Origin of the sequence: Brevibacillus sp. SIMBA_040 (assembly GCF_046535075.1) — a bacterium.
In the GTDB taxonomy this organism is placed as follows: Bacteria; Bacillota; Bacilli; order Brevibacillales; family Brevibacillaceae; genus Brevibacillus.
On record NZ_JAWRXI010000040.1, the window covers coordinates 1 to 11,638 of the forward strand.

At 40.4% G+C, this 11,638-nt stretch carries 15 protein-coding genes; 13 read left to right on the forward strand and 2 right to left on the reverse strand.

Annotation, left to right across the window (positions count from 1 at the left end):
• Positions 1-459: 459 nt before the first annotated feature.
• Entirely contained in the window at positions 460-612 is a 153-nt protein-coding gene (locus SB752_RS31725; protein WP_410719407.1) for a hypothetical protein, read from the reverse strand.
• Positions 613-929: 317 nt separating this feature from the next.
• Between SB752_RS31725 and SB752_RS31730 the strand changes: the two genes are divergently transcribed.
• From SB752_RS31730 to SB752_RS31750, 5 genes are all read left to right on the forward strand, one after another.
• The gene (locus SB752_RS31730; RefSeq protein ID WP_410719408.1) at positions 930-2,303 is read left to right on the forward strand and encodes a YcdB/YcdC domain-containing protein; all 1,374 of its coding nucleotides are present in this window, start codon (positions 930-932) and stop codon (positions 2,301-2,303) included.
• 662 nt (positions 2,304-2,965) lie between these two features.
• Positions 2,966-3,358 carry an ArpU family phage packaging/lysis transcriptional regulator gene (locus SB752_RS31735; protein WP_410719409.1) on the forward strand — a complete coding sequence of 131 codons (393 nt, stop codon included), beginning with the start codon at positions 2,966-2,968 and terminating at the stop codon, positions 3,356-3,358.
• Positions 3,359-3,529: 171 nt separating this feature from the next.
• Positions 3,530-4,054 (forward strand): hypothetical protein, encoded by a 525-nt coding sequence (locus tag SB752_RS31740; RefSeq protein WP_410719410.1) that lies wholly within the window; start codon positions 3,530-3,532, stop codon positions 4,052-4,054.
• Positions 4,055-4,609: 555 nt separating this feature from the next.
• Entirely contained in the window at positions 4,610-5,047 is a 438-nt protein-coding gene (locus SB752_RS31745; protein ID WP_410719411.1) for a hypothetical protein, read from the forward strand.
• A 191-nt stretch (positions 5,048-5,238) separates the two neighbouring features.
• Complete coding sequence (locus SB752_RS31750; RefSeq protein ID WP_410719412.1) at positions 5,239-5,766, forward strand: hypothetical protein; 528 nt, start codon at positions 5,239-5,241, stop codon at positions 5,764-5,766.
• Between the two features lie 142 nt (positions 5,767-5,908).
• Here SB752_RS31750 and SB752_RS31755 read toward each other — a convergent pair whose 3' ends face one another.
• Positions 5,909-6,334 (reverse strand): hypothetical protein, encoded by a 426-nt coding sequence (locus SB752_RS31755; RefSeq protein ID WP_410719413.1) that lies wholly within the window; start codon positions 6,332-6,334, stop codon positions 5,909-5,911.
• 178 nt (positions 6,335-6,512) lie between these two features.
• On the opposite strand from SB752_RS31755, the gene SB752_RS31760 reads away from it, so the two are divergent.
• From SB752_RS31760 to SB752_RS31795, 8 genes are all read left to right on the forward strand, one after another.
• Positions 6,513-7,100, forward strand: coding sequence for a DNA translocase FtsK (locus tag SB752_RS31760; protein WP_410719414.1), 588 nt, complete (start codon positions 6,513-6,515; stop codon positions 7,098-7,100).
• A gap of 50 nt (positions 7,101-7,150) precedes the next feature.
• Positions 7,151-7,339: a terminase small subunit gene (locus SB752_RS31765; protein WP_410719415.1), complete on the forward strand. Its 189-nt coding sequence runs from the start codon at positions 7,151-7,153 to the stop codon at positions 7,337-7,339.
• Positions 7,340-7,566: 227 nt separating this feature from the next.
• Positions 7,567-7,785, forward strand: coding sequence for a hypothetical protein (locus SB752_RS31770; RefSeq protein ID WP_410719416.1), 219 nt, complete (start codon positions 7,567-7,569; stop codon positions 7,783-7,785).
• A gap of 34 nt (positions 7,786-7,819) precedes the next feature.
• Entirely contained in the window at positions 7,820-7,975 is a 156-nt protein-coding gene (locus tag SB752_RS31775) for a hypothetical protein (RefSeq protein WP_410719417.1), read from the forward strand.
• Entirely contained in the window at positions 7,972-8,520 is a 549-nt protein-coding gene (locus SB752_RS31780; protein WP_410719418.1) for a M23 family metallopeptidase, read from the forward strand. The genes SB752_RS31775 and SB752_RS31780 overlap by 4 nt, the downstream gene beginning before the upstream one ends.
• A gap of 982 nt (positions 8,521-9,502) precedes the next feature.
• Positions 9,503-10,279, forward strand: coding sequence for a hypothetical protein (locus SB752_RS31785; RefSeq protein ID WP_410719419.1), 777 nt, complete (start codon positions 9,503-9,505; stop codon positions 10,277-10,279).
• Positions 10,280-10,379: 100 nt separating this feature from the next.
• Entirely contained in the window at positions 10,380-10,865 is a 486-nt protein-coding gene (locus SB752_RS31790; protein WP_410719420.1) for a hypothetical protein, read from the forward strand.
• A gap of 97 nt (positions 10,866-10,962) precedes the next feature.
• On the forward strand, positions 10,963-11,208 hold the full coding sequence (locus tag SB752_RS31795) for a YolD-like family protein (RefSeq protein WP_410719421.1): 246 nt from the start codon (positions 10,963-10,965) through the stop codon (positions 11,206-11,208).
• Positions 11,209-11,638: the final 430 nt, after the last annotated feature.

An 11,638-nucleotide genomic window follows, 5' to 3' on the forward strand; every position in this document is an offset into this window, starting at 1 on the left:
CTTCGCCTTACGCCCTTGACCCTGTTGGCTCCGAAAAAGATGTCCTAATTAGGGGGATGAAACCTTTTCATATATCGTTTGATTGAGTTTACACAAAAATCTTGACAGACCCCAGGAAAAAGCAGAGAAAGACAACAAGCATTTTTATAGGGGAGGGGGAAGCATAATTTCACCTCAGATCAAAGTTCATTTGGATAAACTCTTTTGATGATTTTTAATCCAATTAAGTAGACTGGAAGAACTGTCATATTTATTTATCAGTTCGGTATTAATATCGGAACGTTTATACCTTTTCCAACACCGAGAGTACCATCGTAGTAAGACTGTTTGTACAATTTCAATTTTCTCTGAACATCTAACAATAACATCCACGACACCTATTTGATCGGTAAGATCCTCAATATAACAGTCAACAAGGATAAACGTATCCTGTGTAGGTTTATGGAATATTACTGCTTTTCACTTTGTATCATCATCCCAGCCAGAATGAACTAAATTTTTTTTAACAACTTCAAAATCAATTTGTAATTCTAAGACTGAAGACAACTCAGTTAATAATTCCTTAAGATACTCTGATGCTATATCAATTTCATATTGTTTAGGTCCAGTCATTTGTATATCTCCTTTTGTAACATAAACCAAATTGTAAGGCGAGTTATCTATTATCACAATAGGTATTGAGGGGAAGATAACCTATTTCGAACGAAGTTAGCACCTCGTTGATGAACACATCACCAGGAATACTACAGGACCTGGACAGATATGCTTGTAATGTTTCTTTCTATTCTCTTTATATCTTTCTTTTGTGAAATATGTATTTTAATATAACATTAAGAAATGAAGGGAAATAATTGAAAATGATTGAATGTGGTCAAATTTGCAATTGTCCAATGAATCAATAGAAAGCATGGGTAGGAGGAATTAGGTGTATGAAGAAAAGAGGTAAAAAAGTATTTTGGAGTGGATCGTCAATTCTATTAATCTCATTAGTACTTGTACTAGGCAATATCGAAGATGGGAGAGCACTGGTACAGGCGGCTGAGCAAAAATCAAAAAAGATTCTTTCAGAACAAGAGGCTATTGAATTTGCTAAAAAATGGATTACTATACCCCTAGGTTATGAGTTTCGCTGGGGAGAGTACGTCGAGCCGTATGGAGCGTTGCGTACGCCCAATGGCGCATGGTTCCTTCATTTTTTTCATTCAGATGAATCAAGTATCATGTATAAAATTCATCCTGTCTCAGGGCAGTTGGAGGGGTATGCTTATCATACAAACAAGAGCGTGACCAATCGTCCTACTACAACCAATAGGGAGAAAATCGCAAGTGATGCAGCATTGCAGTTTCTCACAAAAGTCATTCCTTCAGAGGAGCGAGCGAAGCTGACGGCTCGAAAAGAAGGCATGTATGAGAGCGATGGTTCTGAACCGTATTTTTTTGGATTTCAGAGAGTAGAGAATGGTTTTCCTCTTAAGAACAATTTGATTGGTGTGACTGTGGCAGGAGACGGAAAAGTTCTGAATTTCTATCGGTTATGGTATGAAGGAGAGTTGCCCGACACAAGCCAAGTCATTTCGGAAAAAAAGGCACGCGAGCTGTTGGAACAAAAAACGGAGCCAACCATGTATTATAAGAGCATTTCCAGTGGAGATGGTGAATCCAAATACATGTTGGTCTATGATTATCTACCCACCGATCCGCAATTGGTAGATGCTATTTCAGGTGAGATGATTGATGGCAAAGGAGCGTTGGCGAAACCAAGGAAGCCGATCAAGAGTTTGAAAGAAATGCCCCTTATTCCAGCTCCAAAAGAGGGTAGTGGAGTGAACGGAATGTTAACCCGTGAGCAGGCAGAGGCAAGCGCAATCCATTTCCTACAAACAAAGCGCCGTGATCAGCTAGCAGATATTTATATGCTTGATTCGCAACCGCGTGACGGAGATATGAGCGATTGGGGGAAGTATTGGTGGGATTATCAAGTATATTTTGGATGGTTGAAAAACGGTATACAGATTAAGGATGAACCATTTATTATACATGTCAACGCGAAAACAGGCTATAGTTCTACTGCTGGTCAGCAGATTCACCCACCCGTAATTGTCGATAATAACATGCAAAGAGTAGATATGGCATTCGCGAAAAAAACGGAGCAAGCCGTGAAAAAATCGCTAAATCTCTACTACTTTCTACCAGTTAATGACGAAAACGGGGGCGAGGAGTCAAAAGCGCGGCTTGTTTACAGCATCTGTGGAGATGCGGGAGTCGTCGACGCCCACACAGGTAAATGGATCAGCTATCCATGATTGCGGATAGGCAATGAGTGGTCTTGAATCTCAGTTGCATGGTTGAAGAAAGTCTATAATCCAAGCACTGAAAGATAGCGGAAGTTGCAAACAAAAAACAGTAATTTTGTAAAGAAGGAAGAGTGCTTTCAGTTATAATAAATATCCCCCTGGGATAACCCAAGGGGACGTTAATGGAATTTCTTCTTTTACATGAACGTGAGGCTCCAGAAATGACTAATCCAAAGTGACTTTGAAAGATGTCAATGTCACTCCCCCTTTGTCATCAAAGGCTGTGATAGTCACCGTAACGCCACCACTTTTACCGGGCACTCTATGAATTTCTAAGTGTCCAGGCACCAAAAAATTGACTGTAGCGATGCTTACGTCACTAGAGGAAACCGTGAAGGTCAGAGGATCTAGATCAGGGTCGAAAAAAATCCCTCCCACGGGGAGAGCCCTGCAAAAGTGGTGTTTTTGAAAAAAGCAAAGATTTTAGGGGGTACAAATATGTCTCCCTAAACGCGAAACGAGCCTTAGAAGCGATTCTAGAGGCTCGTTTTTCTTTGGCTGTTTTGTTGCTCTGAAAAAAGTGGACTTTTGCAGCACTCTCCAACGGGAGCCAGAATATGTGTTCGACAACCATATTATATCACGGGCTTACCGCGAGGGGGAATTGGAAGATGAGCGCACAGATACAAGAACAATTGTCTTTTCTGCAACCAGTAAACGAAACGGAAGTTAGAAAAGTGGTTGCAAAGGAATTAAAAGAATATAAAGCCCTCCGTGTTGCTGTGCAGAATGAGCAGGAACTAAAAGAGAAGGGTATAGGCCAATTGTTCCCACGTCTCCAGCAAACAGAGACAATAAGCGAACTGAAGGCACGCCAAATTGAACGAGCGTTGTATTACTCGTTAGATGAGGTTGAGCGTCGAATCATTGAAGAGAAGTACCTCAGCACTTCGAGGGTAAAGGACATTAACTTTTACTTGGATTTGGGACTTACAAAAGATCAATATTACACAAAAAAGAAAGAGGCAATCTTTCAAATTGCCACGGCACTCGGTATGATCTGAGTGCCTTTTTACTTTTTCTTGAAACAAGCCTACAGTGGCCATAGATTTTGCTTGCCTATTATAAATGTTATTACGTTAACCGGCAGTTTTATATTAACTCTTCGGTTTAAGTTAATGAAATCGCAAATATCCAATTTTTGTGTTACGGTCATTTTATTGGGGGGAATTATCATGCAATCCATCGTGAAAAAGACCATACTAGTTTGTCTTTTTGGTTTCTTCCATGGTTCGATTCTCTCATTGATTATAAGTTTCGTGTTTATGATTTTTGCACAATTGTTTGCTGGTGGTTTGATATCGATATGGGGTGAGCTATGGCTTTACTTTGCGACAGTTGTTCCATTTTCAGTTACATTTATGGTCTTGGCAATAATTTTTGTTATAAAGCGGAAGAAGCTAAATAGATCTTTTCATTTAGTAGTAAGCACTATGATTGGTCTTTTTGTGCCTTGGTATAGCGGGACTATTGGTGCTATATTTGGTGAATATATTGTTAGAGGCGGGCGGCTTAGAACACCTATTGATGAAGGTTTTGTAGGTGTTAACATCGAAGGAACTTTAATTTGGGGAACTATTTATGCCTTTATCTTCTTACCTGTAAGCATCCCCATCGCGTATGCAACAATATTATCCTTCCGTAACTTTTTAATCATGTTCAACTTCTTGCCAAAAGAAAAAATGAATTCATCTAGCTAAATACAGTAGTACCAGAAACCACCTTCAAGGTGGTTTTTGTTTTGGGTAAAAATCAAAAAGTAAAATGTTTTTCTCCAAAAAACCTCGACAAAAAGTAGGACAAAATCAGGGATAAAAGGCAGGACGATTTGAAATGGTAGAACCGGTAATCTTGTGTCAAGGGCGGTAACACTAACCCTTGGGAGATACCGTCTATCCCTTATCAATGGCGTACCTGAGCGAATCTATGGATGATGACGAATGTTACCTTACGAGAGGGGGACATTTTGAGTCTGAACGCGCTAGTCTTGCGATGATAGTAGCAGGGAACATGCAATTGTTTTCTTTTTATTGCTATGTACTAAAAGCGGTTTTCAAGTTTGGGAACCCCTCTCGGAACTGTAGAAAATCGCGAATTAACTCTTTTGGAACATACCAGATTAGGGATTACATACGAAACAGCAACCCCTCGTTTCTTAAGTATAAACTAACCCAAAAATTACAAAATACTTGCAATATATTGGTATAATTGGTAAAGTGTGAGTTGTTGATAAAAAGAATGAAGGAGATGTAGTTATGAAAAAACTAACGGCTGTTCTTTCTATTCTTGCTGTTGCTTTAGTAGGACCTTCAGTAGGACCTTCAAGTGTCTTTGCGGCTGAACCTGTTGCCACATCAAATGCAAGCGTATTAGCAATAAACACGTTTTCGAAATCTTTGTCCCCTAAAGGTAAATCAGGGTATTACGAAATGTATGAGTTTTACGTTTTTCAAAATGGGACTGTAACTGTGAATCTTACACAAAATAGTACTGGTGGGGCTAAAGGAACTTATAGAATTCTAGAATATTATGGCCCAGACCAATGGTTAGGTACTGGGAATTACTTCGATTCTAATGGAAACGGAAGCTTTTCCTTTACAACAACGCCTCTTCAACCAGGACGTTATGGAATTAGGCTGGCGAATGATGGACCAAATGAAATGAAAGTTAACGGGACAATTACAACACCGTAAATCAACTGTCAATAATATTGCTAAAGCACCCACGCGGTGCTTTTTCTTTTGCAAAACAACTCCAACAATAGTGGTGGTGACCTATCTTTCAGTAGATTACTCTGTTGGGATATACCGGACAGGGGATACATGGCAACAGGAAAATCTTACCTAGTGTCAAAGTATATACAAGAGGAGGGAATATACGAGTTATGAGAAAGTTAGTAGTTTTTGTTGCATTCATGTCATTTGTTGCATTAACAGCATGTGGTGGTAAGGAGACCCCTGTTATGGATGTTAATTCAACGGAAGTATCCGTTGGCGAAGAGACAGAGAAGGGGGTTTCAAATCCAAATGAGGGTCAAACAAATAGCACAATTGCGACCGATGCCAAGGGCGAACCTGAACAAAAGGATGAATTTGATGTAAATAAAATTAAAGAAATCCTCGAATACTCAGCGCTAGGAGAGAAAGATAAAATAACCAGCTTGTCTTTTGAGAATGGAGAAATTAAAGGAGTTATCGAATTAGCGCCCAACAAATTACTATCAGCAAAAGATTTGGCGGTAACTTCCTATAGTCGAGCGTCTGATGCCTTATTAGATAAAGAAGGCTGGGAAGTATTGACGATAGAGTATGTAAAAGTCGGAAATGTTAGTTTGAAACGATCAGAGAAAGAAACGAATGAGTATAACATGGACTATTTCCCAACAACAAAAATAATGGAAAGATTAAAATAGATGAGATGCATCTGAAGGCACCTGCGTGGTGCTTTTTCTTTTGCAAAACAAATTAAGTATTAGTAATTTGAAGTGAGCAAGTCAATAGGAGAGGATAACAAAAGGAGAAGCCACCATTTCTGGTGACCTCGTGAGAATCATATTAATTGAGTATATAGGAATAAAAAGAATAGTCGAATTTTTTGTAATCATAATTGAAAGTCTCTCCGTAAACTTCGAACGCATACTCTTTTCCAGCCACTACATCAATATCGACATAGTCCTTGGTTGCTGTTGTTGATGCTCCATTTTTAAACTTTAAGAAAAATTGTTGTCCACCTGCTTTGGAGTAAGTTAATTGAAAACGAATCTTTTGATTTTGTGTAGCAGTGAAGGTGAATCTGTCTTGACTGTCACCATTATCCCTATCAAGTTTACCATTAAGTTGGTTACCATGAGCCGGATAAAAAGAATTTGCGTCTGCCCAACTGTTATTTGGTTCATACTCTTGGTAAACAGCTGCAAAGGCTGATGTAGAAATACCTAATACAAGAGTTAGAGCAAGTAGACCACTAGCGAACTTCTTCATAATATAATAGCCTCCCAATATTGGTAATCTATGGAACAATTTAAATTTACCATTTATTTGATTTATATGTAAATAGATTCCAAATATAATTCACGGAATGTTCACTTTTAGTATTATTATGATAATTTAATGCTTTGGGCACTGGTAAATAAACTCAATAGGTGGTGGTGATCATGTAGTGGCAAGAACAAGAGATCCAAGTAGAGATAAAGCATACGAGATATGGAAGCAGGCTAATGGCGAAATCAAGCTGAAGGATTTCGCGGATCAACTCGACATTTCGGAAGGCACTGTCCGAGGATGGAAGAATAAGGACAAGTGGGAGTTACCGAGCAGTAAAGCTCAAATGCCCGAGATCGTGCTAGAAGAAGACGAGTTGTATGATCAAGCCGTCAGTATTGTTGTAGAAGCTCAGACAGCCTCTGCCAGTCTCCTACAGCGACGCTTGAGAATTGGCTATACCCGTGCAGCAATGCTAGTTAAGATGATGGAGCAGAAAGGTATTGTAGGACCGTATGAGGGCAGCTCACCACGTAAGGTGTTGCTTCAAGAGGCTTCAATACCTGCAGAAAAGAAACCGGATATGGTTCCAAAGCCAACGGAACGTTCCAATCAATCGGAACAGAACGCTCCAAACGTTCCAAAAGATACGGAACGTTCCAAACAAGCAAAGGAACATATCGATCCACTATCAGAAATAGATAACGAAGAAGGGTCTCTGACTGATAAGCAGAGGCTTTTTGTCATGGAGTACCTTCGAGGATAGCCTTTGCTGACATTGCAGAGTACGTGGAGTTTGGGCAGCAAGAGGTGCCAATGTTCACCGAAGAAGGCATGCCTATTAACGATCCAAAGACAGGAGAACAGATGACCTACAAGCGCAATTTTGTTGCTATCAGGGATAGTGGAGAGGTCAACGGAACGCTAATAAACGAAGTGAAACAAGGCAAGGACGGAGTAAGCATAAAGCTACACGACAAAAGTGAAGGAGCTGGAGAAACTTGAAAAGTACATTGGCTTCATGACAGAAGAGCAGAGACGCGATGCAGCGCGCAGACGTGGATTACCTTAAACGTAGCGTGGATGATATTAGGCTTGAACAACGAGCTCAGGGTCAAAAATTTGATGCGCTATCGGAGCGCGTTACTCGTTTAGAAGAGTCTGCAAAGCAAGCCCATCACAGACTGAACTGATTAGACGGCGGGGAGTAAATACAGAGAGGAAGATGTAAAATGATCAAAACTGGGTTAGTAATTGCCGTTGTTATGGCTATCGGAAGATGGTTGAAAGGACAGGATTGGTACCGAAATAGTCTCATTCCGTTGGCGATGGTCTTCTTGGCGGTCGCAATTAATCTAGGTAACACGGTTTTATTTCATGGAGACTTTCTGGAGGCTGCAAGCTGGTCTTCGTTGAAGCGCTTGGAACAATTGGCATCCATAGTGGCATGAAAAGAACATTCCAGTGGCGGGAGAGTGATCAAAAGTGATTACTGCTATGCAAGAGTACCGGGTAACATCGACGTTCGGCTGGCGTTCAGACCCGATCAATGGTAATCGTGAATTTCATACAGGCATCGATTTGGTCAAAACTCATCAAGTACCGATCCAACGCTTTCGTAGCCGGAGAAGTCATCCATGAAAAGGAAGGCGTTGCAGGAAGTGGTTTCGGCGGTTATGGGATTGTTTGTGGCAATCCGCGATCCAGAAACGGTCCATTTGAATTGTTATGGGCATTTGGACAGTGTTGCAGTAAAAGTCGGCGATAAAGTAAGGCAGGGACAATTGATCGGGCGTCAGGGTAACACTGGGCAGAGTACTGGAAGCCATCTACACTATGAGATTTGCAAAAGTTCGTCGCCACAATTCGGCTGGATCGCGAATCGCGAAAAAAATTGTTTCGAGCCAGTTATTTATCTGGATGATTACTTTACCAAAGCACAAAATAATCCTAAACCTGTTGAGAAACCTGTGAATAAACAAGCAGACGAGAAGACAAAAGAGGCGTTGAAAGTTCTTCAAAGCGAACAAGTCATTCAGTCTCCAGCATATTGGACAGAAAACGCATTCGAAGGCAGGACGCTACGAGGCGACTACTCGGCCTTGCTCATCCAAAACATGGCGAAAAAGCTGGCAACGACTGGTTCAGTAATGGAGACATCAAAACTGGAGCAGAGAAGCCAGTAAAGCAGCCGAAGTCATGGGCAGAAATTGAAAAGCTCACACAGGCTGCTAGTGTCCATGTGGATGTAGGCGGTGGCGGCACAGGCGTCTTGTTGAAAGGCGGGCTACTGCTTACAGCTAAGCATGTTTCTAAAGGGTGGGCGTCTATGCGAATCAAGACAAACTCGCGTGATTGGTATACTGCTGTTATGGTTTCTGAGCATCCGGGAGTCGGAAAAGATGCAGTAGATCTAGCTCTGTACCGGATCGAGAACGCTCCTACGAACCTATTATATCTGCCGGTAATCACGGAGCCTAAAGGTGAGCCCCTCCTTGTAAAATCCAGGGGGGCCAATTTTTTTAAGTCATACTACTCTGGTGTAGATGGCTACATTCTTTTAACTTTTTCTCATTTTCAATCGCATCTTTGATCCATTTGATTACGTAATCATGACAATCGGTATAGTTAGTAAAGTTGCGTTTAAAATCCTCTGATGTTAGTACCTCTCCAGCAGGTGTTCGAATTTTAAAAGTATAAACGTTATAATCTGGATGATTTTCTATGTAGGGTGTTTCTATTCTAGCATAATAAAAATGATGCCTTCCCAGCCAAACATCGTAGTCGATTTGTTTGTCTCTTACAAGTAACCGAAATTTCAACATAATCACCGATTCAATTAGGAATATGTGTCCTTATATCTTTACAGTGAACTATCTGTCGTTTTACGCTGGCCCGACTGAAATTCTTTTTTAGCTTGGTTTCCGCATGGCAAATTTCAAAATTGTCTACGCGCTTTACGTTTTTGTTATATTGTACCATTTATTCTATTTAAAAGTGTTACAATATACCTAATATTAACAGTAAGCGAGCATACATTTCGTCAATACTGGTTACCTTGCCTGTGCTGAGCATCAAATAGGATCCAGGCGTGACCGAAGAAATGAAGAACACAAAAAGCTTAATCGCTTACGGACTATGGCTTACTAGTTCTTAATGGGGGATCTTATGCCAAAATTGAAAGTTGTGCAAATACTTGTCCGAAAGCTGACAGTTGCCTATTTTACTTCCTGGACAATTGTCCTTTTTGTGTCCTTGTTTTTTACTAATTTAGGAGGAGCCAATTGGAACGCAGCAGGAAACTATATGTCATCGGCTTTCTTAGTTGCGTTATACGCAGTTCCTGCCGTTTTTTTATATGGAATTCTAGTTTCATCGCTTATCGAAGCAATTTTTGTGACGTTAAAAATAAAGGGCAGCGCTGAGCCGATGATATCCTGTACGCTTCAGGTCGTCTTTGGACTTTGCTTTGGAATCGTGCTTGAGTCTACACTATTCAGTATCATGGGTGGAGGAGCGGCTGTCCTTTTCTTCAGCTTGGATCGAATAATGCCTACCATCCTGGCCCTTAAGATGAAGACCCGAGTAATCTCTTTCATTGCCCCTATACTCCTGTTTGTTCTTATAGTGGGTACGATCTATGCGACAGCTCCTCCGAAGCCGCCGTATACTGCAAAAGATGCTGTACAATTTGCTACCAGCACCATCGACAGGTTCCCAAGTAAAGAAGGTGTGATTAAATTGCAAATTGAAGGTTATGACGTAGAACAGGAAACAGAGGTAGAGGAAACGGCTGAGAAGGAAACATATAAAGTGGTGTTCACGGAAAGATGGCGTAAGAGAGAAGAAAGTGGTATTTACCAGATTATTTATGAGGTTAGCCGCGGAAGAATGTCTGCCAGGGGAGGAAGTGGTGAACATCCTCCATACTTGCAAACAAGGTAGTCGTTTTATAGAAGATGACATACTAAGAGCAATAAACTGGAAGTATAGTGGTATACAGATATAAATATTTCTTCTTATACATTTTTGGACGGTGAACTAAATGAATGCCATAACTTTATTGGAATGGGAACAGAAACACAATGCAATAAATTTAACTATCGAAAATTTTTGGAAATGCTTTAAAAAGTGGAAAGAGGAAAATAAGGATGACAATCATGCAACGTTTCAGGGCAAGTTGTATGATGATTTTATTAGTGTTTCTGAGAGATCAATATCCCTTAGACTAAACTTTGGTTCCCAACACGTTGTTATGTTTTGTTCTACTGATATTATGTACTTAGAAGAGCACATTGGGGATTACACGATAGAATTTTTTTTAGATGGAGAAATTGCGGATGACTGCTTAGATTTTGGAGATAAGACTCTAAGAGATTATAGGATTTGGAAGATAAAGCATAATTTAAGAATTGTAAGAATTTCATTAAGGAAGGGTGATGATTATGCCATCACAGTGTCTTGGTGGAATCCGATTAAAGGAGAACTGGGAACCCATCTGCAGCATGTGGGGTGCAGTGAAATGGATTGACCAGAATGGAAGACGGATCAAGCTAGTGAACTAACAAGAGAGTCAATGGGAAGATTTAGATAAGATAACGGACGTGAAAGGCTAGGAGGTGCTTCAAGTGGCAAAAGCAAACACGCCAAAAAGGCCAACAAGAGATGAATTTGAGCTAGAAGAATTAGAGAGTCAGCTTGTAGAAGCAAAAGATGATGGGGACGAAAGGGCGCTAACAGTGTGGGGCGTGGCTGAAAAAGTACGTGGGCAGATAACCGTCCTCGATTCGCGCACAAGGTTAGTTTATGTAGAGGAAAACGGAGCAACAAGGAAGATTCCGTTCATGGATATCATGAAAGTTAGTTACGAGTAATTTCCAGCGCGTGGATAAGCATAAAAGAACCCGCCTGGCACGACGCTTGGACGGGTTTCTCATTGTGAGTATGTCATTCTGGCAACTCAACGATCGTATCGTCTAGCGCCTTCTCAAATCGGCTCTTCAGCGTCTTTTTTCACCTAATAGTTGTGAGATGGACGGTGGAACAGGTTTATCAGCGGGTGCGAGGTACAGATTAAATTTATAAGAAAGTGATTTAGTAGCGCTCTGTAAGTGACCAACTTGTCACCTTCATTGTCACTTGAAAGTCATTTTAGTCAAATAAAATGATAACCATCAATGTAGCTTTGGAGGTTTGACAATGAAAATTTTAAAAAAAGAGAATCTATGAGTCTGTAAAATAATTTGTGTAAACTTTCAACCTCTAAACTACAATTAGTATTAGAAAGGTTGGGAGATTTTTATG

Excerpts from the sequence above, each read along its gene's own strand:
- SB752_RS31780 (WP_410719418.1), top strand. The coding sequence starts at position 7,972 with ATGAAAAGGAAGGCGTTGCAGGAAGTGGTTTCGGCGGTTATGGGATTG.
- SB752_RS31750 (WP_410719412.1), top strand. The coding sequence starts at position 5,239 with ATGAGAAAGTTAGTAGTTTTTGTTGCATTCATGTCATTTGTTGCATTA.
- SB752_RS31755 (WP_410719413.1), bottom strand. The coding sequence starts at position 6,334 with ATGAAGAAGTTCGCTAGTGGTCTACTTGCTCTAACTCTTGTATTAGGT.
- SB752_RS31740 (WP_410719410.1), top strand. The coding sequence starts at position 3,530 with ATGCAATCCATCGTGAAAAAGACCATACTAGTTTGTCTTTTTGGTTTC.
- SB752_RS31725 (WP_410719407.1), bottom strand. The coding sequence starts at position 612 with ATGACTGGACCTAAACAATATGAAATTGATATAGCATCAGAGTATCTT.
- SB752_RS31765 (WP_410719415.1), top strand. The coding sequence starts at position 7,151 with ATGTTCACCGAAGAAGGCATGCCTATTAACGATCCAAAGACAGGAGAA.
- SB752_RS31735 (WP_410719409.1), top strand. The coding sequence starts at position 2,966 with ATGAGCGCACAGATACAAGAACAATTGTCTTTTCTGCAACCAGTAAAC.
- SB752_RS31790 (WP_410719420.1), top strand. The coding sequence starts at position 10,380 with ATGAATGCCATAACTTTATTGGAATGGGAACAGAAACACAATGCAATA.
- SB752_RS31785 (WP_410719419.1), top strand. The coding sequence starts at position 9,503 with ATGCCAAAATTGAAAGTTGTGCAAATACTTGTCCGAAAGCTGACAGTT.
- SB752_RS31770 (WP_410719416.1), top strand. The coding sequence starts at position 7,567 with ATGATCAAAACTGGGTTAGTAATTGCCGTTGTTATGGCTATCGGAAGA.
- SB752_RS31745 (WP_410719411.1), top strand. The coding sequence starts at position 4,610 with ATGAAAAAACTAACGGCTGTTCTTTCTATTCTTGCTGTTGCTTTAGTA.
- SB752_RS31730 (WP_410719408.1), top strand. The coding sequence starts at position 930 with ATGAAGAAAAGAGGTAAAAAAGTATTTTGGAGTGGATCGTCAATTCTA.